A 24,707-nucleotide genomic window follows, 5' to 3' on the forward strand; every position below is an offset into this window, starting at 1 on the left:
CAACGCAACTTATTAAAAGGGTTTAATAAGTATGTTGATTAAGGTGGTGAGCGATTTGAGTGAACAATTTGTTACTCAAAAATCGATTAAAGAGACGATCCTTCGCGGCATTCGTACAGCTCTTCTAGAGCAAGGTAGTGCAACAAAAGTTGAACTTAGTAATACATTAGAAATTAGTTTTCCAACGATAAGTAAATTTATAGAAAATATGAAACAAAACGGTGAAGTCACTTTAGTCGGTTTAGATGATTCAAGTGGCGGAAGAAGAGCGAAACGATATGCTTATAATCCAGAATATATGTTAGGTTTAGCAATATTTTTAGAAAAAAATGAGACAAACTATACAATTTTCAACTGTTTAGGGGAAGTAAAAGAACAAGGAAGTACTTCAAGTGTATTAATTGATACGGGCTTAACTTTATTATCTAAACAAATTGAAGGTTTTATCGCTACATTCCCGAAAATAAGCTCTATATCAATTGGTGTGCCTGGTTCGGTTGATAATGGTCGTATTTTTTATATACCTGGTTATGAAAAGTTCCAAAATTTTGATTTGAAAAGTCATTTGGAGGATCTGTTTTCTATACCTGTAGTAATAGAAAACGATATGAATGCCGCAGTGCTTGGTTATTATAAAAACACTGGAAACTATGACAATTCCTCGCTTGTATATTTGTATTCAGGTCAAAATGGTCCAGGTGCAGGTATTATGATAAATGGAGATGTAGTACGAGGAAGTACATTTTTCTCAGGAGAGATATCTTTCGTTCCGCAGTATGATAATGAAAATTTCTTACAAGCTTTGAGAAGTGAAGATTCGAGTAATCCAGAGGAATATAATATAGATGCTATTACTCGTTTAATAGCTACATGTATAGCTATTATTAACCCTCATGCCTTTATCTTCTGTGATGATGAAGTGAATCAATTTGTAATAGAGCAAATTGTAAAAAGTTGTCCGCAGTACATTCCGGCGGAACATATTCCGAAAATAACAGTGAGTAATTGGAAAGAAGATTATTTATATGGATTAAAAAGCCTTGGACTTGATCTTATGATTACTAGAACAAATAAAGAAAATTAAATGTGCTGGCAATGAAGCATCCAATTGTCAGTTGAATAACATAAAAGAAAAGGTGTCTATTATGAAAATTGAACATGTAGCAATTTGGGTGAATGATTTAGAAGGAATGCGTGATTTTTATAAACAGTACTTCGGTGGTGAAGAAAATCGTTTATATCATAATCCGAAAAAGCAGTTTGAATCTTATTTTATAACTTTTGAAGGTGGAGCGCGTCTAGAACTGATGAGACAAGTAGGGATAGATGATGCATTACAAACACAAACAATAGGATATGCGCATATTGCTTTTTCTGTAGGTAGTAAAGAAAAAGTGAACGAATTAACAAGTACACTAAGAGAAGCAGGATACCCTGTGTTAAACGGTCCACGAACTACAGGTGATGGTTATTATGAAAGTGTAGTAAGTGATCCTGAAGGAAATCAGATTGAGATAACAATTTAACGTTTTATTTACTAAAAACGAATGGAAATATAAAACTTTGTTGTTCCCCAAAATGTTTAAAAGAAACCTATTATTTCTGCAGAAAGGGGGACATAACGTTGAGTGAGTCAATTTTGATTTTCTGTATATATCCATTGCTTATTTGTATTTTTTCAATAGCTGTGACATATAAAGTAGGTACATTTTACGTGATGCCAATGGTAACATTTCTTATTTTTCTTTTGCTAAATGTTACAGTGTACGATCCAGTATTTTTCTTTTGGGTTGGCATGTATACGATTCTTTCATTTATTGTTTCTTATATAACTATACTTTTTATAAAGGGATATAAAGTTGTAGAAAGAGAACGTTAATATCATTTTGGGGAAATAGGGAGTTACGGTGAACGATAAAAACCTCATTTCACGTTGTAATGACGAGAAATGAGGTTTTTATATTACTATATCAAGTGAAAAGAAGAACCATTCTTTTTAACATATGAATTGGATTGCTGAAACTCCTTAATAATCCTCTCAATAACAGGAGGAAGGTTACTAGGTAACTCATCAAGTGGAAAGAAGCGTAGTTCTTTCGATTCCGTATGGTCGCATACAAGCTCACCGTTGAATTCTCGGCAAATATAAACAACGAGTACACCGTGTACTTGATCGCCGTTTGGATAGATTTGAAAGAAATCTGGTCCTGAGTATGTACGGAATAGTTCTGGATTTTTGATATTAAGTCCAGTTTCTTCATATACTTCTCGTTTTAAAGCGTCTTCTAGCGTTTCGTTATATTCTAAGGCGCCGCCAATGATGCCCCAGCGGTTAAAATCTGTACGGAGCTGTAGTAATATTTCCTTTTTTTCATTTAAAATAATGGCGTGTGAACCGATTAGAATAAGTGGTTGATTGCCTACTAGATTTCTCATGTCTTCAATATAACCCATAGTCATTCTCCTTATAGTTAATAATAATTAGGAAGTTCTTTTAACATTCTTTCTGTTTTACGAGCTGTATAGGCTAAGTTGTGGTCATCTTTCGTTCTAAAAAATAATGTACGTAAAAAAGTTTTAATGTTGGCACATAAAATACAATACTCATTAAGTGAAAGGCGTTTTCTAATTTGAGGAAGCCTTTTTATTTTTTTATGAATAATAGAAATTAACTCATCTTGCGGGAAGTCATGATACAGCATTGCTAGTAATGGCGTAACAATTCGTTCATCTTCGTTATTATGAAAAAGGTCAGATGGAATGAAGATTTTATTTAATAAGCAATGAATTAATTCTTCATACCATTCAAAGGTCGTATAAGAATTGTGAACAATTTCAGTAAAGGCATCAGATACGTGGGCAAGACAATGAGCCCATCCTTTATTTTCGATATAGCCTCGAAAATCTGTTTCTAAGTTTGTATATGTAATGAGTTTGTTTTTTATTTCTTCGATATCCTCCTCTGTACAAAAGTAGTGCGAATTAGCGAATTGGAGTATTAACGCAAGTAACGAAACAGTGTAAGAACGTGTGAAAACCCCATCTGTATGTGGGGAGTAAATGTCACAATATAAATACTCATCACTTAAACAAGTTTGCAACAGTAATTTTAGTTGATCATCCATAAGGAATTCATGATGAATGAAATGTGCAAAACATTTATATATAAGTTGATAACGGACGTAACTATCAGTCGTTCCGATAAACTGAAGCATGTTCAAAGTTAACTCATTAATATCTATATGTTGCAGTTGCGTATAGTCATTTTGTTGTATAAGCTCTAACTGTTGTTGCAACGCTGTAATATCCAATGGAGAACCTCCTCCGCACTTTAAAGATGCGATGTTTTCTAGTATTCTATATATTCAAGGACAATCCTGCTCATGCAAGGAGAACAAGTAGAAATTCGAGTATGACATAGATGAGGGAAGTAAATGATGACTATAAAACAGTTAGAAAAACATTTTAAAATAAGAAGAAATGATTCTTCAATCATGATAAAAGAAAATAATGCAGAAGTTTTTACAGAAGAGCAATTAAAGGAAATGATGCAATATTGCGTTGCTGAGGCTGAAAAAGAGGAATTAGAAAACGTACATTTTGAGATTTCTTCAAAAAGCCCAAATTATGATTTATATAAAAAATGTTTCGAAACGTATTCATTTGAATATATTACGGAAAACATGATTGTATGTAAGGATATATATGAAGTAGAAGATGAAGAAAGTGAAATTGATTTTAAACTTATTGAAGAAGTAGGAGAAGATACATTTTATTCTCTTTGGAACGAAATGACGGAAGAACAAGTCACTTATGATCAATTTGTAAATATGATGCTACAAGAAATTGGTGCGCAATGGAAAGAGCATTGTTTAACAGCGAGTATCGATGAAGAGCCACTAGGAATTGTCATCCCGCATATCGAAAGAGGTACGTTAGAAGAAGGAAAACTAATGTATTTCGCAATTGATTCAAATATGCGAAATAAAGGGTACGAAGCAGCATTCTTTACAGGTGCAATGTTTGTCTTAAAAGAAATAGGTGCATCTTATTATATTGGCGAGGCAAATGTACAAAATGAGTGGATGAAGGATATTTTTGAAAAGAACGGATGTCAGCTGCTGAGTTGTACTGAACGATATGTGAAGAAGATTTAAAGGATGAATGATGTACTTTCTTGAATGTATTTCGAGGAAATCCGTGTACAAATTTTGAACAAGTAAAAGAACTTTTTGCCTGTTTGTAAGATAAAAAGAAAAATGAGAACGACAAAATAGATATTCCTATAATAAAATAGAGAAAGATTTGATTATAAGAGAAAGCGTTGGTGAAAGAATGGAGCAGCAAAGACATTGGTTACAAGCAACTGTAGAAAGAAATGAAGATAATACGTTACAAATAAAGTGGGAAAATAATATAGAGGAAGTTCGCATTTACTGGAGTACTTCGCCAGATCATATTGAAGAAAATGGAGAATTACTTGCAACGGTAAATGGAGAATCATCATATTCAATTGAAAACCCGAGCGACAATGAGCGTCCATATTTTAGACTAGTAGGTAGTAATGGACAAGCAGTGACAGTAGCTGAGCGTAGATTGCCATTACAAGGAGCGTTTAACTTCCGTGATATGGGCGGATATGAAACGCTTGAAGGCCGTAAAGTAAAATGGGGCAAGTTGTACCGTTCTGAAGAATTAGCAGGACTAACAGAGTGGGATATTGCGTATTTACAAAAGTCTGGTTTAAAGTTAATTTGCGATTACCGTACAGACTTTGAAGTGAAGCATAAGCCAAACCCTGAGATTACAGGCGCTCGTCAAGTGTGCTTACCAGTTATGCAGGACTTGGCGAAAGATTTAAATATAAATGAATTTTTCCAAGTTGGTGACCTTTCTATGTTAGGAAAACCAGGTGAGTATCTTGTGAAAATGAATCAAGACTTCGTAAGTGGTAACGAAGCATTCGTGAGCTTCTTAAACTTAGCGCAAGACCCGGAAAACTTACCGTTAGTAAACCACTGTACAGCTGGGAAAGACCGTACTGGATTTGGATCAGCATTATTATTACTTTTATTAGGTGTACCAGAGAAAACAGTAATGGAAGATTACTTATTAAGTAACGGATTCCGTGAAAAGCTAAATGAGAAAATGATGGCCTTTTTAGGTGCAAAACTACAAAATGATGAGAGTAGAGCGATATTAGGTGCGATGTTCGAAGCGCGCGCTGAATATTTACAAGCTGCGATTGATGAAGTGAAAAAGCAATACGGTTCAGTTGAAGCGTATGCTGAAAAAGCACTTGGCTTTACGAAAGAGTCGTTAGAAAAAATGAAAGTGTTATTGCTAGAGGATAAATAAGAATTCGGGAGGCTGATTGAATTAGCCTCCCGAATTCTTATTGTTGATATCATGTTATTCCATAAAATGATGGATAACCGAATATCGTTGTCCGCATTATGAAATTTTTCGTTGCCTTATAATGCCTAAAATAATTGGAATAGCTGTCCCAATTAATAATATCGGTAAAAATAATTTTCCAAAACCGTCGCTCCAATCTAGAGCTATTGAAATTGTTTCAAATTGGATGAAAGAAAAAATAAGTAAACAGACATTTTTTAATTGATTAAGCATTTTTCTGCTATTTAAATAAAACTGATCAGCATTCGATTCATTAAATCTTTTTGGATAGTTATGAACTTCTGGAAACTTTTCTAAAGTCTGCATTAAAAGGAGTATAAATGCTCCTATTCCTGGTAGAAGTAAAAGCTCCCATTTGGATCCCCAACGATCTACAGCCCCATATGCGTTATAATGTGCGGGTACTTCCTCAGGTAATCTTCCCCAAATGATAATCAAAAAAATGATTGATCCAAAGAACAATGAATATCCAATAATATCTCCAACCCATTCACTTTTTGTTCTTGGAATTTTTATTTTAGGTCTTTCCCATGAATTTACTATATTTTTCCGCTCCCTTCCTATAATAACTAGAGTAATACATTTCCTGTATTACCTTTTTAAAATTCAAATCTATTATCCAAATTATCTCAAATTTATAGTATTTTCACAATTAATTATTTTTGAATAACATGACTCGTGTGTCTGAAACAACTGTAAAATCTCTGGACAGCTGCTTTTCGTAAAAGAAAAAAATTCGACTTAAGAGACAATTAATGAGAAAATACAAGTTGTAAATAACGTACTAGTTGAGGAGAGCATAATGAAATATAAAGTTATATTATTCGACGTAGACGATACATTATTAGATTTCCCTGAAACGGAAAAACACGCATTACATAATGCGTTTGTACAGTTTGGTATGCCTACAGGGTATAGTGATTATCTTGCAAGTTATAAAGAGATTAGTAATGGGTTATGGAGAGATTTAGAAAATAAAATGATTACGTTAAGTGAATTAGCGGTAGATCGATTTAGACAATTATTTGCACTTCATAATATAGAAGTAGATGCGCAGCAATTTAGTGATGTATATCTTGAAAACTTAGGGAAAGAAGTACATCTTATAGAAGGTGCAGTGCAATTATGTGAGAATCTACAAGATTGCAAGCTAGGCATCATTACCAATGGATATACGAAGGTGCAACAATCTAGAATCGGAAATTCGCCTTTATGTAACTTCTTTGAACATATCATTATTTCTGAAGAGGTTGGCCATCAAAAACCAGCACGTGAGATTTTTGATTATGCGTTTGAAAAGTTTGGGATTACGGATAAATCAAGTGTACTAATGGTTGGAGATTCGTTAACTTCTGATATGAAAGGCGGAGAAGACTACGGCATTGATACGTGTTGGTATAATCCGAGTTTGAATGAAAATAGGGCAGATGTTAAGCCGACTTACGAAGTGGGGAGCCTGCTACAAATTTTAGAAATTGTAGAAGTGACTGAAGAAAAGGTAGCTTCATTTTAATTGTATTGATATATTTTCAGTTACAGTCAATATAGGCAAGAGCTGTGTAACAACTAGAGGTGAATAAAGGATGTTAACGTTTTTATTTGAGTTAGACAAGAATATCCCGCAGAAGGATGAGCCGCGGTATGATGCTTATTCAAAGGGCTTTATCGAAGGGGATGTAACGATTCGCGTGAGTGACAGCGTACTTTTTCAAAAGTCACGTATGAAGGTTGCAGAGCTAGGCATTTATTTAGGACAGTGGATGGAGCAAGTGCAACACGGGCAGAACGTACATATGAATTATGAAACGCCTGACCGTGATGAGATCATTCTTAGTTTCTTCTATGGAGAGGACAATCAGTGGAGGGTTTCTTCCAGTTGGCAACAATTTGAACTTCAGGAGAGTATTTCTACTACAACATTAGTGGAGAGTATTCAACGCTATTTATATGAGTTAAATAAAGAGCTGCGCATGGTAGAATATCCTGTGACGTTTGATCAGTACTTAAGAGGAGAGCGAATGATGCAGCTTTCTTACAAGCGATTGTGTGATAGTAAAGCGGACACGGTGCCTATTGAGGTTTACAATGAAAGCGAAGGCGTAGGCACAGTACGGGGCTATTATAAAAATACGTTGATGAGAGTGCTAGATTTCATTCCGAAAGTCGGTAGTAATATCATTTACGAAATAAAGGATAGTAAGGACAATATTCGCGTCATTGCAAAGGATGTAAGTAGGCAGCGTCAAAGAAGGATTTTAGTAACGTACATCGATCCTAATGATATAGAGCATGAAATACTTGTGTGTGACGGAAAGTTACTGGATGCAAATTTCTTATTTACCTTTACATATAAGAGAGAAGAATTTGTTGTTCACAAAACCACTTTTGGGATGGGAAAGTTATTACGAAAAGGCTATGTAATCGCAGATTGGAATATTCGTCTTGAGGAAGATATGTATTACATTGAGATGAATGTATATGAGGAAAATTATATACAGGATCAATACTTACTGTTAGGTGTATTTCATGCGGTTTTGTATGGGTGATAAATGAAAAATACCGGTATTCTTTGTGAAAAGAATACCGGTATTTTTTATCCCACTTTAATAGGCAGTAAGACCCCCACCTCAAAATGCAGCGAAAGCAAAGAAGTTAGGTGGGGGTCGGGCTGCCCATAAAAGTCCGATTGGTGAGGGCTGATAATCAGTGGGGGGAAGAAAACCCCCACTGATTAAAGTTTCACTTTATTCATCCTCAAAAATAAAAATCTCATCAATCGTACTATGAAGTGCCTTCGCTATATCGTAAGCAAGCTGCAAGGAAGGGTTGTATTTTCCTTTTTCAAGGTGGCTAATTGTTTCACGACGTACACCAACGCTCTTTGCTAAATCTTCTTGTGTCATATTCAATTTGGCACGGTATTCTTTTATTTTCGTTACGAACGCCATGGTGCATCTTCCATTTCTTCAACAGGTTTATCGTAAAAGAACATAGAAAAACCAAACGTAAGAATGAGTGTGCCGAAAATAAGAGCGATATCAATCTGTTGTAGCGCCGGGTTTGGAAATAACATTTCAATAAACAGAATGATAGCGGTAGTTAGTAACGAAATGATAAAGGCATTGCGGCACGATTTATTGACGATTTGTTCAAACAGTTCATCATGTTGAACCGTTCTATATGAGGTGAAAAAGGAGAAGAAACAAAACATAGTAAACAATCCTTTTTCGTAAAAAAAGCCGAGGAAACCGAAGAAACCAAGAAATCCTAAATATTTTATCCAAGTTGTTTTCATGATAGTTCCTCCTTATCATGTTAGAAATAAATCACGTTATGTTATAAATATATCATATATGGATAGGAATGGTAATAATAGTTTTCCAGTTTGCTTCATAATAATAGTAAAAAGAGGAAATATACTGCGAAATAAAGAGGATAATATTGTAAAATGGTTGTAAGGAGGGGGAGGAAGGTATGCTAAATTGGATCATGATCGTTGTATTACTTGTAGTGATTACTGTAGTCGCGACAGTGTTAATTGGGCGAAAGGGTGATGCAAATTATAGTAAAGCGACAAAGGGGAATATTAGAAGACTTACGATGATTTATATTATACTAGCTGTCGTTTTAATCGTTGGATTAGGCGTGTATATTTATTTTAAAGGTTAAAAAACTGAAAAAATATAAAAATCTAAAAATAGAAGTATGCTATAATGTAGATATAGTTATTTGGTAATTAAGGAAAGGATTGGATGGAATGATTGAAATTACGAATGTGTCAAAAAGTTATAATGGATCTACCTATGCAGTAAAAGATTTAAGTTTATCTGTGCCTAGCGGAGAAATCTTTGGATTTTTAGGACCGAATGGTGCGGGTAAATCAACGACAATTAAGATGATTACTGGTATTCATGGGGTGGACAAAGGGACGATTGCGATTAATGGTATAGATATTATGAAAAATCCGATGGAAGCGAAAAGGACGTTTGGTTATGTCCCGGATAGTCCAGATATGTTTTTACGATTAAAGGGAATTGAATATTTAAACTTTATGGCAGATATGTATGAAGTGCCGAAAGAAGTACGACAAGAACGAATTGAGTCCTTAGCGAAGAAATTTGATCTTTACAATGCGTTATCGGATCAAATACAAAGTTACTCGCACGGTATGAGACAAAAGATTGTTATTATTGGTGTGCTCGTGCATGAGCCAGATGTATGGATTTTAGACGAACCGTTAACAGGGCTTGATCCGAAATCTGCATATATTTTAAAAGAAATGATGAGAGAACATGCGGATAAAGGAAAGATTGTATTCTTCTCTACACACGTATTAGAAGTGGCAGAAAAATTATGTGACCGCGTCGCGATTATTAATAAGGGAAACCTTCAGTTTAAAGGGAATTTAGATGAAATGAGAGATCATTTTAAATCCAATGAATCACTTGAAAAAATGTTCTTGGAGATGACGGGCAATGAGTAAAATTTGGACGTTAACGAAAGTATTATTGAAATTAAATTATGCAGATTTTATAACAGATAAGAAGAAGCGATGGGCGTATGTATTTTCATTTGCAGCTATTTTATTTGTCGGCTTTCTACTGTTTGGTTCTATCACGCATGCAATGTATGAGGGAATGATACATTTAGGGCAAGATCCAGGAATGATTATCGCAATGGGACTTGCGATTGCGAGTATATGGGTATTTTTAATGAGTATAACAAACATTTTAACTGTATTTTACTACAGCAATGACATTGAAATGTTATTACCATTACCATTAAAACCAGCGCAAATTATTTCAGCCAAATTTTTAACGGTATTAATTACACAATACGTAATGAGTTCATTTATTTTATTACCGATCTTTATTACGTACGGTTTAAAAAGTGGCGCATTTATTACATATTACATATATATGATTTTCATTTACTTACTCTTCCCAATTGTGCCGTTAGTACTAGCTTCGTTACTGATGACAGTTATTATGAGGTATACAAATATAGCGAAAAATAAAGACCGAGGAAATATATTTATTGGAATCGTAAGTATACTATTTATTGTAGGAATTAACGTATTTTTGCAGTGGAAAAATAAAAGTTCGTTTTCTGAAGATGCAATTGCGGATTACCTTGCAAACAACCAGTCTTCTCTTTTAGTACAAATGACAAACTATTTTCCAACTACATATTTTGGAGCAGTAGCATTAGTAGAAAATGCAAATTGGAAGGGTCCTTTATACGTAATAATCTTTGCAGTTATTTCATTTGTATTTTTTGTGTTGTTTTATTACATTGCAGAGCGTACATATTTAAAAGGGGTTATTGGACTTTCAACGAGTACAGCAAAAAAAGAAGTCATTTCAGCAGAAGGCTTACAGAAATCTACGGTACAAAGTTCACATTTGAAAGCATATGTGAAAAAAGAATTTAAAACGTTATTCCGTACACCACAATTTTTCTTAAATTGTATCGTACAAACTTTCGTTATGCCGATTATGTTGTTCTTCATTTTATTCGTGCAAGATGGGAATTTAAAATGGATCACGGGATATATTGATAATCCAAAATCAGCAGGACTTGCAATTGGTGTTGGCCTTTGTGCCTCTCTATTTTTAATGGGAAGTAACGTCATCGCAACAACTTCATTCTCACGTGATGGAAGCTCTTGGTTTGTGAATCGTTATTTACCAGTAAAAGCTTCGGATATCTTTTTTGCGAAAGCGATCACTGCTTGGTTAATTAATGTAATTATTTTAGCAGTGTTCGGTATTACGATGGCAGTTGTAGCGGGAATTTCTCCAGTATTTATGGTTCTTTGGTTCTTATTAAGTGCGAACGGTTTATTGTTAATTAATTTAATCGGCACACGCTGGGATGCACAAACTGCAGATATACATTGGGATACAGAGCAGAAATTATTTAAGAGTCGCTATACAACTTTGTGGAATTTTTTAGCTAATATTTTAATAGCTTTAGTTATTGTAGCGGGAGTAAGTCTATTATACTTCTTCCTTCAAGTGGGACTGTGGGTTATGTTTATCGTTTTATTTGTAATGTTTACGGTTGTAAATTATATCTTTATTAAAATTTTAAAATTAGGTGCAGAACGTATATTGTCAAATATTGAATAAAAAGATAGATCCTCTGTATTCGTGCAGAGGATTTATCCATAGGTGGAGGAGAAAAGGTGAAGAAAATAGCAATTGTAACAGGGGCCACTCGTCTGAATGGAATTGGTGCAGTTGTATGCAAGGTGCTTGCTCAAAAAGGAATAGACATTTTTTTCACGTACTGGTCTCAGTATGATAAAGCGATGCCGTGGGGAATGCATGACAAAGAACCCTTTTTGTTGAAAGAGGAGATTGAAAGTTACGGTGTTCGATGTGAAATGGCAGAAATCAACTTATCGCAGTCGTATTCATCAAATCGTTTGTTTTATATGGTATCAGAACGGTTAGGTGATCCATCTATTTTAATTAATAATGCAGCGTATGCTACTCATACGAGAATTGAGGAATTAAATGTAGAACAGTTAGATAAACATTATACGGTTAATGTTCGGGCTACTATGTTATTAAGCTCATTATTTATAAAACATTATGCAAGCAAGACGAGTGGGAGTATTATTAATCTTACTTCAGGACAGTCACTCGGGCCAATGCCTGATGAACTAGCATACGCAGCAACGAAAGGAGCAATTGAAGCATTTACAAAATCAGTAGCACCAGTTGCGATGGAGAAGGGGATTACAGTAAATGCTGTTGATCCAGGACCGACGAATACAGGATGGATTACAGAGGAGCTGAAGCATCATTTAGTATGGAAGTTCCCGCAAGGTAAAGTAGGAGAGCCGGTGGATGCTGCGCGTTTAATATCTTTTTTAGTAAGTGAAGAAGCAAAATGGATTACTGGGCAAGTTATTCATTCGAATGGTGGTTACTCATAAAAGTATTATGTTAACAATCGTTGAGAAACAAAAAAATGAAAGAAAATATTATTTTTTTGTATAAATAAAATGTCAAGAAAGATAAAAATTTGATAGGAGAGTATATCGTCATATGAAGATCGTAATTCTTCATGTGACAATATACTCTTTTTCTTTTGCCAAAGAGAAGAAAAATGCAGTAGAAGAAACTCGAATATTCAAATTGGTTTATCGTTTTTTGTACGTATTATTATGAAGATTACTGTCGGAAAGATGGTAATTCGTATGAAAAGGGATTTTTTAAGGGGAAATCGAATCGTAAAGGGGAGGATAAATAAAGTAAACATAGGGGGATTTATATGAAAATGAAAAAGGTCGCTATCGCATCGATAACAATTGGTACAATGCTTACTATGGCAGCTTGTAGTCCGTCAGCAGATAAAGAGACAGAAAAGAAGGAACAAGTAACTGCACAAAATGAAGGGGAAGTAAAAACGACAAGTACAGATGAAACGTCAAAAACAACGAAAGATACTGACAAAGAAACAAATACTTCTTCCAACGAAAAAACAGATAAAGATGCTAAAAACACGAAAGAATCATCAGGAACAGAAAGTAACAGTAAAACGTCAACTCAAAACGAGAATATAAAAACAAAAGAAAAAGAGACGACAGGAAAGACGAATGATCAAACGACTAGCGGAAAAACAACAGATCAAAGTACAAGTACAAACTCAGACGGAAAAACAACGAAAGATCCGAAGAAAAGTGTAGCTGTGAAAACGAGTGTGAAAGAAGTTGTTGCATTAGTTGATAGCTTAGATAAGCAATTAGCTGCTAATCCGAAATTAGAAACAGTAAATAAACTTGGAAAACAAATTAATGCAAAGTGGGATGTAATCGAGAAAGAGTTAGAAACATCACACCCAGCTGAATATAAAACAATCGGACAAAGTATGTACCCGTTAATTGTAGGAGCGGAGAAAGAAAAGATAGATATTACTAAAATGAAGTCATTAACGACGAAAACGAAAAAAGATTTAAATCAGTTATTGACGAAACTTTCGTAGTTTCAAAAGCCTACTTGTGGGAGTAGGCTTTTTTACGTTGTTTAAGGGGAATTTGGATGAGTGTATCCTTCTATAGAAAATATTATACGGGAAAATATAACAAATATTGTATATAGATTGATATAATGATTATATGATGTAAGAAATAGTTTAGGCAATAAAGATTAGTATCTACTATTGTTATAAATTTTTATAGAAAATGGGGGCAGTTTTGAATGATAGGTAAAAGTTTAGCTAACGGATTAATGGCGGCAAACGGGGAGCAATTACGCTTAATTTATGTTTTAGTTATGGAGACTGGAATTTTTAATATGATAGCAAATAAAACGAAAGACTTTTTTAATAAAGGTGTAGACCATTCAAAGCAAGAGCTAGATTTCGAAATTGCAAAGCTAAAGGATGTGGATGACAATACACTACGTTTACAATTATTTTTATATATGACAAAAGAATTTGACCTAGCAGGGTCGTACTATAATACCTCTTATGAAATAGAGAATAAATGTGGAGAAATTCTTCAAAAAGCACATACACTTCAAATGAAAAAAGATAAAAATTATAGTGCGTTTGTATCACGTAATGAACATTTGACAATCGATAATCAATTAACATTGTATCAAATGCAAAAAATATTTGAGTCAATTGGTGGGGAGTTAAAAAATCTAACTGCGGATCAAGAAGAAAATTTTGCCAATCAAATTGAGCAATTTATTGAGTCTCTACCAACAGAGCAGCAAGAAAAGATTAAAGATAAATTAAATATTGATGCAGTAACAAGTGCTACGATAAAAAAACTCATTGCGACACAAGGCAGTGCTGTATTGTTGGCTGTTATTGTGGAGATAGCAGGATTTGCGGCGTACACAACTTTAACGTCGTTAATTGCTGGGACAGCTAGTTTGCTTGGATTGACATTACCTTTTAGTGCTTATATAACAGCAACATCTGCATTATCTGTTTTGACAGGACCAGTAGGCTTTATTTTAATTGGTGGATTTAGTAGCATGATGATGTTAACACAAAGTAAAAAAGTGAAGAAAACATTGTTACAGATGGGTATTGTTCAATTAATGCTACCAGTACTTTTAGGAGATGCGAAAGTATATGAGTATGATACTTTTATTCAAGAATGGTCTCAATTTTATAACGAGCAAAGTAAATTGTTAGATGTAATTGCTAATTATAAAAAGGAATGCGAAATGATAACGCAGCAATTAAAAATGAACAAAGATAGTCTAGTGTATTGCAATAATCAATTATCGGAAAGTACAAGTGCTTATAATAACATAGTGAATCAACTCATTGATTCTTTAATACTAGTAAGTGAACATGAAAAGACAGAGGTTTTCAAACAGAAGAGCATGAAAATTGAGGGTTTAGAAATGGAAGTGCGAACTAAGAAAGAGTCTATTAGAAAAAATAGACAGGTAGATTCTTTTTGGGGGAAAGTTAGCGGAATGGTTTCAAATATTTCATATGAAAATGATATTTCAAAAATAAAAAAACAAATCCATGAATTGAAAAGAGAACAAGCTGTTGAAGTGATTTCTATTCGGCCGATAAGCCTAAATAAAATGTGCAATGAAGCACATTTTATTATGAAGAAGAAACAAAAAGTAAATGAAAAAGTGACTAAGTTAAAAGAGCAAAAAAGAGATATTGAAAAAAACTTATCGACAGTAAATAACATGCTTTATGAAAAGAAAGATGAATTACGCGCATTACAAAAAGAAATCTATGGCTTAGGTGATATCGTATGATTCAAAATGAACAATTTTGGGAGTATTGGCGGAATGGTGAATTTGAACAGGCAATGAAATGCACAGTAGGTAAGAAAAATAAAAGAAAAGGTGCTAGGTTATTTGGGAGTACAAATCAAACAGAAGAAATGAATGGTATTGTCGGAATTAGTGTAGGTGAGTTTTTATATGATTATTTTATGATTAATCCTACCGTTGTTAAAGGAATTGACTTTGCACGTAGTGAGGATTTGAGTTCGATATTTTCATTGGCTCAGTTTGCAAAAACAGTCGATATAGACTTAGCTACAGGAGACATGGCTCAATTACAAGGATATGTAGCTGAACAAATGATTGCCCAAAGATTGGAAGCAGCAGGATATGATGTACAGTTTCCAGAAACCTCAAATCAAGCTGGATGGGATATTCTTATTGATGGGGAACAATTTCAAGTGAAGTGTGGTAGTAATAAAGCAATTGTTGATGAACATTTAGAACGTTATCCCGATATTCCTGTATATGTGAATGATGAATTGGCAATGCATTATTCAGATAACCTTAATGTTTATAGTATCGGGGTAACGAGAGAAGAAGTTCTTGAAGCAACACAATCTACTTTATCTCATGCAGAGGGGATACTTGATTTTGAGGTTCCTTGGATTTCGGCTGGGGTGAGTTCTTTTTACAATTTAAGGCGAGTTGTGAAGGAGCAATTACCTTTTCAGCTTGCAGCACGAAATGTGGCTATTGATACAACGAGTCGTGCATCATTAGCCGCTGCAGGACAAGTAGCTTGTACTTTTGCTGCGAAAGCCGTATTTGTATCAGGAGGAGCATTTGCTATAGTACTGCCTCTAGTAGGTGCTTTTGTCGGATTAAAACAGAGCTGGCGTGTTGCGAATAAGTTAAAGAAAATTCTTGCGAAGAAGGAATTTAGTCAATTAGAAATAAGTTTGCAGGATCTAGTTGTAGCTATGAAAAGACAATTGGGCTTGAAAGAAGAAATAAAGAAAGAAAAGTGGAAAAGTATTTTACACGAAATTTTTAATAAAAAACCTATAGTTAATTTAGAAGTGGTTCATCAGGGGAAAATTCAATTTCTCGGTAACATGAACAAGGAGCTTACTGCAATTGAACAGGAAATACATAAAGATGCTTTACGTGCATTTGAAAGGTTAATTGGAGTCTTAACAAAGTCAGGAATTCATGTACACAGTATTCGAAATGAACTTTTGAACGTAGAAAAATTAATGAAGGCATTATATAAGAAACTATAGTTTTTTGCTTAAGTAAGTAATTATATGATCTAAATTATAACTTCATTTTGCTATTCAATTCATATTTTTAGACGACACCTATAATGAGAATTAATCATTTTTTAGTGGGAATCCTAATGAAAAAGGATGGTGGAAATATGACAATCGATCGAGTTTGTACAATTGGGCCAGCAAGTAATAATAAAGAAACGTTAGCGAAGTTAATAAACAATGGTATGAAAATTGTTCGTCTAAATTTATCACATGGTACGCATGAAAGTCATAAAGATATTATTCGTTTAGTGAAATCGTTAGATGATTCTATTAAAATTTTAGGCGATGTACAAGGTCCTAAAATAAGGTTAGGTGAAATGAAAGGCGAACAAATTACACTTCAAGCGGGGGATCCTTTTATTTTGCATACACAGCCAGTTACAGGGAGTAATAGGGAAGCAAGTGTTGATTATGAAGGAATCGCGAATGATGTGAAAGTCGGAAGTAGAATTTTAATGAATGATGGTGAAGTTGAGTTAATCGTTGAGAAGGTAAGTACGGATAAAATAGAAACAAAGGTCAAAACAGGTGGTAATATCTCATCACATAAAGGAGTGAACTTACCAGGGGCAATCGTTAGTTTACCAGCTATTACAGAGAAAGATAAAAAAGATATTCAGTTTCTTTTAGAAGAGGATGTTGATTTTATTGCGTGTTCTTTCGTAAGAAAACCTAGTCATATAAAAGAAATACGAGATTTTATACAACAGTATAAAGAAACGTCACCTAATTTAATTGCAAAAATAGAAACGATGGAAGCAATCGAGAATTTTCAAGATATATGTAAAGAAGCAGATGGAATTATGATTGCAAGGGGCGATTTAGGAGTTGAGTTGCCATTTCAATTTATACCGCTCTTGCAGAAAATGATGATTCAGGAATGTAATCGAACGAATACATATGTTATTACAGCGACTCAAATGCTTCAATCTATGGTAGATCATTCGATTCCAACAAGGGCAGAGGTAACTGATGTGTTTCAAGCTGTATTGGACGGAACGAATGCTGTTATGCTTTCTGCTGAAAGTGCTTCAGGAGAGCATCCGGTTGAAAGTGTGAGTACACTACGTCTCGTTTCTGAATTTGCTGAGCATGTGAAACAAGACGGTCCTTTTGTGATGAAAGATGTACTGGAATTGCTGCATAAATCTTTGGGTGAGTGAAAAATAAAAAGAGGGCGGATATGTATCCGTCCTCGTGTGTTTCATTCTATTCTATTCTTGCTCTTGCTCATCCAAAATCTTTTCAAACGCAGCAGATACTTTTTCAAATTCCTCGTCATTCTCAATGTATGAGAATTCACTATCTTCTTCTACTTTTAAAAAGAAAATATCAATGTCTTCCTCGGTTTCTGTTTGGATATCTTCAACAAAGGCAACTGCAATATATTCTGCACCTTCGACATCCATCGCTCCAAGCACTTCTACTTCTTGCTCTTCGTTATTCTCATCACTAAGAGTAAACACTTCGCCAACTTCAATATCAGACATATTCATTCTCCTCCTGTCCAGCTCTAATAAATAGAGTGTTTAAACTGCATACATACTAATATATCTTTCCATGAAAAACTAATTTCATACATAAGAAAAATGAAGTTCTACTTCTTTCGTATGGGTATACAGCGATAAGGAGCGCATGTTATCTTATTCAATCCATTCAACAATTGCATCCATGGTCTGTCTTGTTTTATCACGTTTTGGCTCTTCTTTACGGTAACCAAAGGCAACCATAACAGATACTTCAAAGTTATCTCCATTGATTATGCCTTCTTGACGAAGTAAAGAATCTACTTTCTCTTTATCAAATCCTTCTATTGGACAAGAATCAATCCCGATTTGAGCTGCGCTCGTCATCATATTCCCTAAAGCAATATAAGTTTGCTTAGATGCCCAATCGAATACAGCACGGTCGGATTGTAATAAGTTAAAATCTGACTCCTGGAACTTTTTGAAGAATTCATATCTAATTTTTTGCGCGTCTTCAGGTAATTCAATAATATCATTCATCATATGTTTAATATAATCTGCATCATAATGCATATCTTTAATATTTCTTGAAAGAACAATGACAAAGTGGCTAGCTGTTGCAAGTTGCCCACCAGCGCCCCATGAATATGGTCGTAGTTTTTCTCTTAATTCTTTATTTTGTACGACAACAAATTTCCAAGGTTCATATCCGAAAGAAGAAGGAGATAATCTTCCTGTTTCTAAAATAAATTTAAAATCCTCTTCTGAAATTTTTTGCATAGAATCGAACTCTTTACATGCATGTCTGAAATGATAAGCCTCCATAATTTTTTCTTTTGTAATTTGATTTGTATTTGTCATAAAAGTTCCTCTTTTCATTAATGTATTTTGTAACCAAATTATATTTTTAAAGTAACATAGAAACAAGTACGCACATTTATGTGGTATAGTATCAAAAAAGATACTAATGTTAAGGGAAGGGATTTATTATGGATTGTTCAAACGAAAATAATATAAATTACCCATTTTTAAATAAATATTCTTGTCCAGTGGAAGCGATGGTCGAGGTCATTGGAGGGAAATGGAAAGGGGTAATTTTGTATCATCTATTAGATGGTACAAAACGTTTTAATGAGTTAAAAAGGTTAAAGCCAAATATCACACAAAGAATGTTAACATTACAGCTGAGGGAACTCGAAGCAGATGGTATCATACATCGTGAAGTGTACCGTGAAGTACCCCCGAAAGTAGAATATTCGTTAACGGAGCTTGGTGAATCACTGCGTCCAATGATTCTATTAATGATGGAGTGGGCGACTCATAATATGGAGAAAGTTTTGGAGAGTAGGAATATGAAAAATAATAGTTAAGAGTTGTAGAAATAAAAGGTGTCTTCCATACGTGAAGACACCTTTTATTTCTGTATTTTTACTTTTTAACTTCAACTGCTGAAGTTGGAATGGCAGCCAAGTTTGCAGTTTTACCATACCAATCAGCATGTTTAAAAACAACACCTTTTCCATATCCTTCAGTTGAAGTATGTTCCCATAGCGTTGTTGAATAGCTAGCAGTAGGGGATGCTGTACTTACGGAAGAAATTTGATTTTGCCAACTAGGAGACAAGTTTTTATAACCGCTACTTAGAGAAAAATACTCGCTACCTTGATTTGTACGTTTATAGAAGTCTGTACTACCAGGGCCGCTTCCTTCAACCCCAAGGGGAGTGATTGTATGATTCAATCTTTGTTTATCTTTTTCAATAAAAGACTCTAAACTTTCTTTGCTCGAAAAACCATAAGATAACCAGTCTCCATTTTGGTTTTGTTTCGGTAGAACTAAAGTTATTTTTATGTCTTCCTTAGATGGAGCACCCAATTTGTTAAACGAATCTACTGTCTTTTCATCTACAGTTACATATTCAAAAGAGGTAATCGAATAATCCTTTTCGGTACTAGCTGATACTGATCCCAATCCTACAGTTAATGATGAAATGGCTACCACTGCACCTACTATCAATTTTTTTAGCATAAATTCCTCTCCTTTAAACTTAGTTTTTTACATAACTAAAATGTATGATAATTTGAATGTTTTATAAATGTTTAGAAATTTATAAAAATTAAACAGAATATTCTTTTATTGGTCTGGAGTAAGGAGGGTAATTTGAAATTAAAAAAGGATTTACTTAAAAAGTAAATCCTTTTTGGATGTTAACAATAAAGTTATTGTGTAAATTTTGCAATTTGCTAACCGACTTCAAAACTCTACTGATTAAAGTTTCATTTTATCCAGCTATGAATCATACACTTCTTTTGCATTCATAGAAGCAGCATCTAATAAAAGGAAAACGGCTGCTATAATATGTAGAACGATTTCTATATAAGGAAAGAAGGCAACTAGAGTAACGATAATACCGATATAATGAGGGGACGTATTCATGGCTGCTTTTTTGGATAATAAAATAGTAGTGATATGTAAAGCAATCACTAGTAAAGGTATCCCATATAGGTTAGCATGATTTAGAAATAAATAACAAAAAGGAATCAATAAAAGATGATAGATCCCTGTGGCCCACTTTAGTGCTTGTATGTAAGTTTTCAAAGTAAATCCTCCTAAAATAATTCATATCTATATATTACCAAAAATAATAGATAATTGGATATTGAATACTTGTGGTTTTTAGTAGAATGTAATTGTTTTATGTAAACTAATTGTTTCGTTATCTATAAAATAGAAAAACCACCCAAACGAGGGTGGTTCGTATTATAAATAACTACTTAAAGAAGAAAGGGAGACTTTCACCTCACTACCTTCCTTCATATTCCGCAGCATAACGGTTTCTGTATTAAGTTCTTCTTCTCCAATAATAAGCACATAAGGGATATTCTCTTTATTGGCATAATTAAGGGCACGTTTTAATTTGCGTCCTGCTAGTTCAAGTTCAATTTTTAAGGAAGTGGTAGCACGTAATTGCTGGGCAATTTGTAAACAGTGTAATTCTGTCCCGAGTGGGATGATAAATACATCCGCTGTAGATGATATCGTTTCTTTCTGCGACAGTGCTGTGTAAATAACGTCTAAACCGAATGAAATACCGACTGTTGGATAGCTCATATCATCACCACGGAATGCTCCAATAATATTATCGTAACGACCACCACTACCGATGCTAGATGTAATCGAGCCATCTTTTAAAAAGATTTCATATACGGTGCCTGTATACATTGTGAGTCCTCGGGCTAAAAACGGATTGAATATAGCATTTTCATTTATTCCAAGAGCGATTAAATATTGCTGTAATTGTTGCAATTCGTTTACTCCATCGGTAACGAGTTGGTTATTGAAAGCTTCTTTAAAGTCAGCAATTGTAAGATTTAGACAAGATAATACAGTATTACATATTGTATCAGCCATTTCTTCAGAAATTCCGCGCTCTAATACATCTTTTCGTACACCATCAATCCCAATCTTTTCGATTTTATCTAATGATAAAATGACGTCACTCGTTAACTCGGTAGGGATGTTAATGGCCTGAAGAATACCGTTTAATAATTTGCGGTTATTATATTGGATCGTTACTTCTAAGTTTAACGTTCGGAACAGTTCAAACGCCATGCTCATAAGTTCCGCTTCTGCCATGACGGATTCTATACCTACTATATCAACATCGCATTGTATAAACTCACGGAATCTGCCTTGTTTAATTGGCCCATCTCGAAATACTTTCCCAATTTCATACCGTTTAAAAGGAAGGCGGATGTTCGGATTCATTGCCACAACTTTTGCGAATGGAATTGTCAAATCGTAACGTAAGGCAAGTGCGCGTTTTCCTTGATCTTGAAGCGTATATATTTCTTTTAATATTTCATCGCCACCTCCGTACTTGTAAGACATAAGCTCATACATATTTAATGTCGGTGTTTCTAACGGTTTACATCCGTATCGTTCAAATGTGACTTCACAAGCTCTTTTAATTTTATTTCGCAACACTTGTTCTTCTGGTAAATAGTCTTTCGTTCCTTTTACATTTTTCATTTCCATTGTAATCACTCCTTTTTAAATTAAAAAAAGCTATGCGGGTATAAAAATACCCACATAGCTTTATGAACGCTTCGTGGGTCAACAGGAAAAGCCCTGTACCCACGAAGAAAAATTTTTCTTCGGATACACGGCGTTACGTATGATGATGAAGTTGGAAAGACGTATTAAAATTTTGCATTAGAAATCTCTCCTTAACATAAGTTTTTTTCAAAGTATATCAGATGATTTTTGAATTATCAATATTTTTAGTTTTGAAATATACGTGAAGTTATGTAGGAGAAATGGAAAAGGGTGTATAATAAAACTTAATAATATGAAATAACCGTTTAAGGAGATCACTATGAAAAAAGATAAAACAAATGCGATGCGAATATTAGATAAAGAGAAAATTGAATATTCGATGATGTCATATAATCCAGACGATGGGAAAATTGATGGCGTATCAGTAGCCGAGAAAATTGGACGAGAAGTGAGAGAAGTATATAAAACGTTAATCGCTCAAGGGAATAGTAAAAATTATCATGTGTTTATCATTCCGGTAGATGAGGAACTAAATTTAAAAGCTGCGGCAAAATCAGTTGGTGAAAAGAAAATTGAAATGATTCCTGTTAAAGATATTACGAAAGTGTCAGGATATATTCGCGGTGGTTGTTCACCAGTCGGAATGAAAAAGTTGTTTTCTACATGTATTGATGCGAGTGCTCAATCGCTTGAAACGATTATTGTAAGCGGCGGGAAAATAGGTATACAAATTGAGCTGAAAGTGGATGACTTAGCGAAAGTGACGAGAGCGCAGTTTGGTGAGATAACGAAGTAATGATACATAGGAAAAGAAGTTCTAGTTTTATTAACTTTAGATAAAGATTTATAGGATAGTTAGTCCATTATGAGGGCGGATTATCCTTTTTTATTTACAAACTGGATAAACCAAATAAAGATTGAATGTTCAGTTTGATATAAACATATAATCTGAATCGTTTGTTTGGATTTTTGGGGACGACAAAGCCTCGGTGCGAGGACTTTAAATAAACAAGCAGAGTTACTCTTAAAGATAGACAAGTGACGGGAGAGTGTTTAATAGGGGTTCAAGAAATACCCAATCTTAGCTAGATGGGCATGGGGTGCTACCCTTGAAAGAGGATGTAGTGATTAATCATAGTTTATTGGGTTCTTCTTGGTTGATAGTAGTATAACATTATCATTAGTGATTCTAAATGTGATTATTCGTATATATTACTTTGGTTTTGTTATGTTTATATCTATGTTTTCTCTGCTTATAGATGGTGCATAACTTGAAATTGTATAATGTCTTTCCATAAATATTCCCTCATTGAGTAGAAGGAACGCCTATACTAGGAAATGAAAAAAGGTATATTTTAACAATTTAACCGGATTTTATAGTAAAATAGGTATCATGGTATAAATGTACGTTTTAGATATGAGCCCAATGAAACATAGGCTTATAGAATTGAGAAAGAACTAAAAACAAATAAGTTATATATTTTAAGACGGTAATACTTTAAGTGGTATATTTAGGGAATTAAGTAACTTAAATGATTTAAGATTCAAACTATATAAAAGTTAAAGTATATGATTAAGGAAAAGAAGGTTTTGTAGTGTGCCACACATTCAAGAATTAATTCTTACATAGGAGTGCTTATATGAAAACTTTGAAGCATGTAATATTAGTATTATGTTTCTTATGTCTAAATGGTTGTAATCAAGAAAATGGAGCTGAGGTACAAGAATATATAAAAGAAAAACACAGTATTGATGTTGTTGTAACAGATTGGAGCCCGATAAATGAAAATAATGGTGGTAATACCTACCATACTGTACAAGAAAAAAATAACAAATATCTAAAATTCCGAGTAAAGGTACAAGGTCTCCTCTATTCGTATCTAGTAGGTGATGAATACCAATATGGGAAAAAAACATTTGAGGAATATAAGAAATTCAAACCAACTCTAGAAGAAATAAAAAAATTAGGATACGTGGAATCTGAAACGGAAAATCCTCTTCAATATATATTAGATAATAAAGATCCAGATGAAGGAAAACCTACTAATGAATTATTATTAACTTTGCAAATGAGTAACGAGATTGACTTTAGCCAATTGAATTCCGTAGAATTAGATCGTTTATATGCTCTATTTCAACTCATTCAGGAGAATAATAAAAAGATAACAGAACTAGAGATTAAGGATCAAAATGGTAAATCTTTAGGTGGTCCTTTTAAAAATGTGCAAGAAAAGATAACAAAAGAAGAACTGTTACGAACAATGAAATCTACGATGTCAGATGTCATAAACAAATATTAGTAAAATTGGATTAGAGCGCACAGCACAGTAGGGGCAAGATTATATGAAATGCAAAACGATTGATTCGCAATTAATAAAATCACTCTATAATCTGGCCCAATTGCTGAAAAATATGACCGGTATTTTTATAGCACTCTATTATTTCTGTACAAAAGGAGATTTTATGAGAGGGATATCGTCAGGTTTTTAGAAAATTCCCAGGTTAAGAGTATGCAAATTTTTATGTGGATTTTCAGCTAATTCAGTAACAAACGAGAATTTTAAAACTGAGCTAGGATAGGAATGTATAAAAAATACATGGATCCATGTAAAAAAGAAGGTTCTCTTGTGAGAATATGTTTTCCTCTTTTCATTGATGCCGATAATGAGACGTTTTGATAACCTCACATGAATACTCCATTCATGTGAGGTTATCAA

Annotated in this window: 28 protein-coding genes; 18 read left to right on the plus strand and 10 right to left on the minus strand. The window is 33.9% G+C overall.

What is annotated here, in order from left to right:
• Positions 1-55: 55 nt before the first annotated feature.
• From KI369_RS18770 to KI369_RS18780, 3 genes are all read left to right on the plus strand, one after another.
• Entirely contained in the window at positions 56-1,084 is a 1,029-nt protein-coding gene (locus tag KI369_RS18770; RefSeq protein ID WP_212956942.1) for an ROK family transcriptional regulator, read from the plus strand.
• Between the two features lie 61 nt (positions 1,085-1,145).
• Positions 1,146-1,526 carry a VOC family protein gene (locus tag KI369_RS18775; protein ID WP_076870199.1) on the plus strand — a complete coding sequence of 127 codons (381 nt, stop codon included), beginning with the start codon at positions 1,146-1,148 and terminating at the stop codon, positions 1,524-1,526.
• A gap of 98 nt (positions 1,527-1,624) precedes the next feature.
• The gene (locus KI369_RS18780) at positions 1,625-1,879 is read left to right on the plus strand and encodes a YbeF family protein (protein ID WP_076870200.1); all 255 of its coding nucleotides are present in this window, start codon (positions 1,625-1,627) and stop codon (positions 1,877-1,879) included.
• Between the two features lie 86 nt (positions 1,880-1,965).
• On the opposite strand, the gene KI369_RS18785 is transcribed toward KI369_RS18780, so the two are convergent.
• Together KI369_RS18785 and KI369_RS18790 are read right to left on the minus strand one after the other, a co-directional pair.
• Entirely contained in the window at positions 1,966-2,454 is a 489-nt protein-coding gene (locus tag KI369_RS18785; RefSeq protein WP_076870201.1) for an NUDIX hydrolase, read from the minus strand.
• Between the two features lie 17 nt (positions 2,455-2,471).
• Positions 2,472-3,311, minus strand: a complete 840-nt coding sequence (locus KI369_RS18790) for a DUF2785 domain-containing protein (RefSeq protein ID WP_212956943.1) — start codon at positions 3,309-3,311, stop codon at positions 2,472-2,474.
• A 123-nt stretch (positions 3,312-3,434) separates the two neighbouring features.
• On the opposite strand from KI369_RS18790, the gene KI369_RS18795 reads away from it, so the two are divergent.
• Together KI369_RS18795 and KI369_RS18800 are read left to right on the plus strand one after the other, a co-directional pair.
• Positions 3,435-4,157 carry an N-acetyltransferase gene (locus tag KI369_RS18795; RefSeq protein WP_076870203.1) on the plus strand — a complete coding sequence of 241 codons (723 nt, stop codon included), beginning with the start codon at positions 3,435-3,437 and terminating at the stop codon, positions 4,155-4,157.
• A 178-nt stretch (positions 4,158-4,335) separates the two neighbouring features.
• Positions 4,336-5,358, plus strand: coding sequence for a tyrosine-protein phosphatase (locus KI369_RS18800; RefSeq protein WP_212956944.1), 1,023 nt, complete (start codon positions 4,336-4,338; stop codon positions 5,356-5,358).
• A 96-nt stretch (positions 5,359-5,454) separates the two neighbouring features.
• Here the strand turns inward: KI369_RS18800 and KI369_RS18805 are convergent, their stop codons facing one another.
• A complete protein-coding gene (locus tag KI369_RS18805) occupies positions 5,455-5,880 on the minus strand; it encodes a DUF1648 domain-containing protein (protein WP_076870205.1) in 426 nt (141 codons plus the stop codon).
• 340 nt (positions 5,881-6,220) lie between these two features.
• Between KI369_RS18805 and KI369_RS18810 the strand changes: the two genes are divergently transcribed.
• On the plus strand, positions 6,221-6,931 hold the full coding sequence (locus KI369_RS18810) for a YjjG family noncanonical pyrimidine nucleotidase (RefSeq protein ID WP_076870206.1): 711 nt from the start codon (positions 6,221-6,223) through the stop codon (positions 6,929-6,931).
• A 70-nt stretch (positions 6,932-7,001) separates the two neighbouring features.
• A complete protein-coding gene (locus KI369_RS18815; protein ID WP_212956945.1) occupies positions 7,002-7,964 on the plus strand; it encodes a tubby C-terminal domain-like protein in 963 nt (320 codons plus the stop codon).
• A 198-nt stretch (positions 7,965-8,162) separates the two neighbouring features.
• Here the strand turns inward: KI369_RS18815 and KI369_RS18820 are convergent, their stop codons facing one another.
• Both KI369_RS18820 and KI369_RS18825 read right to left on the minus strand, forming a co-directional pair.
• Positions 8,163-8,366, minus strand: a complete 204-nt coding sequence (locus KI369_RS18820; RefSeq protein WP_046198411.1) for a helix-turn-helix transcriptional regulator — start codon at positions 8,364-8,366, stop codon at positions 8,163-8,165.
• Entirely contained in the window at positions 8,354-8,713 is a 360-nt protein-coding gene (locus tag KI369_RS18825) for a DUF3796 domain-containing protein (protein ID WP_212956946.1), read from the minus strand. The genes KI369_RS18820 and KI369_RS18825 overlap by 13 nt, the downstream gene beginning before the upstream one ends.
• A gap of 179 nt (positions 8,714-8,892) precedes the next feature.
• On the opposite strand from KI369_RS18825, the gene KI369_RS18830 reads away from it, so the two are divergent.
• From KI369_RS18830 to KI369_RS18865, 8 genes are all read left to right on the plus strand, one after another.
• Positions 8,893-9,087: a hypothetical protein gene (locus KI369_RS18830; RefSeq protein ID WP_029438995.1), complete on the plus strand. Its 195-nt coding sequence runs from the start codon at positions 8,893-8,895 to the stop codon at positions 9,085-9,087.
• Positions 9,088-9,175: 88 nt separating this feature from the next.
• The gene (locus tag KI369_RS18835; RefSeq protein WP_078985035.1) at positions 9,176-9,901 is read left to right on the plus strand and encodes an ABC transporter ATP-binding protein; all 726 of its coding nucleotides are present in this window, start codon (positions 9,176-9,178) and stop codon (positions 9,899-9,901) included.
• A complete protein-coding gene (locus KI369_RS18840) occupies positions 9,894-11,552 on the plus strand; it encodes a putative ABC transporter permease subunit (protein ID WP_212956947.1) in 1,659 nt (552 codons plus the stop codon). The genes KI369_RS18835 and KI369_RS18840 overlap by 8 nt, the downstream gene beginning before the upstream one ends.
• 56 nt (positions 11,553-11,608) lie before the next feature.
• Positions 11,609-12,367, plus strand: a complete 759-nt coding sequence (locus tag KI369_RS18845) for an SDR family oxidoreductase (protein ID WP_000716989.1) — start codon at positions 11,609-11,611, stop codon at positions 12,365-12,367.
• A gap of 338 nt (positions 12,368-12,705) precedes the next feature.
• The gene (locus tag KI369_RS18850; protein ID WP_212956948.1) at positions 12,706-13,416 is read left to right on the plus strand and encodes a hypothetical protein; all 711 of its coding nucleotides are present in this window, start codon (positions 12,706-12,708) and stop codon (positions 13,414-13,416) included.
• Between the two features lie 215 nt (positions 13,417-13,631).
• Positions 13,632-15,176 (plus strand): hypothetical protein, encoded by a 1,545-nt coding sequence (locus KI369_RS18855; protein ID WP_212956949.1) that lies wholly within the window; start codon positions 13,632-13,634, stop codon positions 15,174-15,176.
• Positions 15,173-16,432, plus strand: a complete 1,260-nt coding sequence (locus KI369_RS18860) for a hypothetical protein (protein ID WP_212956950.1) — start codon at positions 15,173-15,175, stop codon at positions 16,430-16,432. Before KI369_RS18855 ends, KI369_RS18860 begins: the two co-directional genes overlap by 4 nt.
• A gap of 137 nt (positions 16,433-16,569) precedes the next feature.
• Positions 16,570-17,628, plus strand: a complete 1,059-nt coding sequence (locus KI369_RS18865; RefSeq protein ID WP_212956956.1) for a pyruvate kinase — start codon at positions 16,570-16,572, stop codon at positions 17,626-17,628.
• Between the two features lie 51 nt (positions 17,629-17,679).
• Here KI369_RS18865 and KI369_RS18870 read toward each other — a convergent pair whose 3' ends face one another.
• Both KI369_RS18870 and KI369_RS18875 read right to left on the minus strand, forming a co-directional pair.
• The gene (locus KI369_RS18870; protein WP_001997837.1) at positions 17,680-17,961 is read right to left on the minus strand and encodes a DUF1292 domain-containing protein; all 282 of its coding nucleotides are present in this window, start codon (positions 17,959-17,961) and stop codon (positions 17,680-17,682) included.
• Between the two features lie 147 nt (positions 17,962-18,108).
• On the minus strand, positions 18,109-18,792 hold the full coding sequence (locus tag KI369_RS18875) for an NAD(P)H-dependent oxidoreductase (protein WP_074609220.1): 684 nt from the start codon (positions 18,790-18,792) through the stop codon (positions 18,109-18,111).
• Positions 18,793-18,920: 128 nt separating this feature from the next.
• On the opposite strand from KI369_RS18875, the gene KI369_RS18880 reads away from it, so the two are divergent.
• On the plus strand, positions 18,921-19,301 hold the full coding sequence (locus KI369_RS18880; RefSeq protein ID WP_000340653.1) for a winged helix-turn-helix transcriptional regulator: 381 nt from the start codon (positions 18,921-18,923) through the stop codon (positions 19,299-19,301).
• 58 nt (positions 19,302-19,359) lie between these two features.
• Here KI369_RS18880 and KI369_RS18885 read toward each other — a convergent pair whose 3' ends face one another.
• From KI369_RS18885 to KI369_RS18895, 3 genes are all read right to left on the minus strand, one after another.
• Positions 19,360-19,959, minus strand: coding sequence for a hypothetical protein (locus KI369_RS18885; protein ID WP_212956951.1), 600 nt, complete (start codon positions 19,957-19,959; stop codon positions 19,360-19,362).
• A 261-nt stretch (positions 19,960-20,220) separates the two neighbouring features.
• Positions 20,221-20,529 (minus strand): hypothetical protein, encoded by a 309-nt coding sequence (locus tag KI369_RS18890; protein ID WP_212956952.1) that lies wholly within the window; start codon positions 20,527-20,529, stop codon positions 20,221-20,223.
• A 162-nt stretch (positions 20,530-20,691) separates the two neighbouring features.
• Entirely contained in the window at positions 20,692-21,969 is a 1,278-nt protein-coding gene (locus tag KI369_RS18895) for a histidine--tRNA ligase (RefSeq protein ID WP_212956953.1), read from the minus strand.
• Between the two features lie 340 nt (positions 21,970-22,309).
• Here KI369_RS18895 and ybaK point away from each other — a divergent pair, with 340 nt between their 5' ends.
• Positions 22,310-22,786, plus strand: a complete 477-nt coding sequence (gene ybaK, locus KI369_RS18900; protein ID WP_212956954.1) for a Cys-tRNA(Pro) deacylase — start codon at positions 22,310-22,312, stop codon at positions 22,784-22,786.
• 844 nt (positions 22,787-23,630) lie between these two features.
• Positions 23,631-24,290, plus strand: coding sequence for a hypothetical protein (locus KI369_RS18905; RefSeq protein ID WP_212956955.1), 660 nt, complete (start codon positions 23,631-23,633; stop codon positions 24,288-24,290).
• Positions 24,291-24,707: the final 417 nt, after the last annotated feature.

Origin of the sequence: Bacillus sanguinis (genome assembly GCF_018332475.1) — a bacterium.
Classification (GTDB): Bacteria; Bacillota; Bacilli; order Bacillales; family Bacillaceae_G; genus Bacillus_A; species Bacillus_A sanguinis.

Coding starts and splice junctions, on each gene's coding strand:
- KI369_RS18800 (WP_212956944.1), top strand. CDS start 4,336: ATGGAGCAGCAAAGACATTGGTTACAAGCAACTGTAGAAAGAAATGAA.
- KI369_RS18880 (WP_000340653.1), top strand. CDS start 18,921: ATGGATTGTTCAAACGAAAATAATATAAATTACCCATTTTTAAATAAA.
- KI369_RS18815 (WP_212956945.1), top strand. CDS start 7,002: ATGTTAACGTTTTTATTTGAGTTAGACAAGAATATCCCGCAGAAGGAT.
- KI369_RS18875 (WP_074609220.1), bottom strand. CDS start 18,792: ATGACAAATACAAATCAAATTACAAAAGAAAAAATTATGGAGGCTTAT.
- KI369_RS18785 (WP_076870201.1), bottom strand. CDS start 2,454: ATGGGTTATATTGAAGACATGAGAAATCTAGTAGGCAATCAACCACTT.
- KI369_RS18860 (WP_212956950.1), top strand. CDS start 15,173: ATGATTCAAAATGAACAATTTTGGGAGTATTGGCGGAATGGTGAATTT.
- KI369_RS18775 (WP_076870199.1), top strand. CDS start 1,146: ATGAAAATTGAACATGTAGCAATTTGGGTGAATGATTTAGAAGGAATG.
- KI369_RS18855 (WP_212956949.1), top strand. CDS start 13,632: ATGATAGGTAAAAGTTTAGCTAACGGATTAATGGCGGCAAACGGGGAG.
- KI369_RS18830 (WP_029438995.1), top strand. CDS start 8,893: ATGCTAAATTGGATCATGATCGTTGTATTACTTGTAGTGATTACTGTA.
- KI369_RS18865 (WP_212956956.1), top strand. CDS start 16,570: ATGACAATCGATCGAGTTTGTACAATTGGGCCAGCAAGTAATAATAAA.
- KI369_RS18850 (WP_212956948.1), top strand. CDS start 12,706: ATGAAAATGAAAAAGGTCGCTATCGCATCGATAACAATTGGTACAATG.
- KI369_RS18840 (WP_212956947.1), top strand. CDS start 9,894: ATGAGTAAAATTTGGACGTTAACGAAAGTATTATTGAAATTAAATTAT.
- KI369_RS18820 (WP_046198411.1), bottom strand. CDS start 8,366: ATGGCGTTCGTAACGAAAATAAAAGAATACCGTGCCAAATTGAATATG.
- KI369_RS18905 (WP_212956955.1), top strand. CDS start 23,631: ATGAAAACTTTGAAGCATGTAATATTAGTATTATGTTTCTTATGTCTA.
- KI369_RS18835 (WP_078985035.1), top strand. CDS start 9,176: ATGATTGAAATTACGAATGTGTCAAAAAGTTATAATGGATCTACCTAT.
- KI369_RS18795 (WP_076870203.1), top strand. CDS start 3,435: ATGATGACTATAAAACAGTTAGAAAAACATTTTAAAATAAGAAGAAAT.
- KI369_RS18825 (WP_212956946.1), bottom strand. CDS start 8,713: ATGAAAACAACTTGGATAAAATATTTAGGATTTCTTGGTTTCTTCGGT.
- KI369_RS18895 (WP_212956953.1), bottom strand. CDS start 21,969: ATGGAAATGAAAAATGTAAAAGGAACGAAAGACTATTTACCAGAAGAA.
- KI369_RS18870 (WP_001997837.1), bottom strand. CDS start 17,961: ATGAATATGTCTGATATTGAAGTTGGCGAAGTGTTTACTCTTAGTGAT.
- ybaK (WP_212956954.1), top strand. CDS start 22,310: ATGAAAAAAGATAAAACAAATGCGATGCGAATATTAGATAAAGAGAAA.
- KI369_RS18810 (WP_076870206.1), top strand. CDS start 6,221: ATGAAATATAAAGTTATATTATTCGACGTAGACGATACATTATTAGAT.
- KI369_RS18885 (WP_212956951.1), bottom strand. CDS start 19,959: ATGCTAAAAAAATTGATAGTAGGTGCAGTGGTAGCCATTTCATCATTA.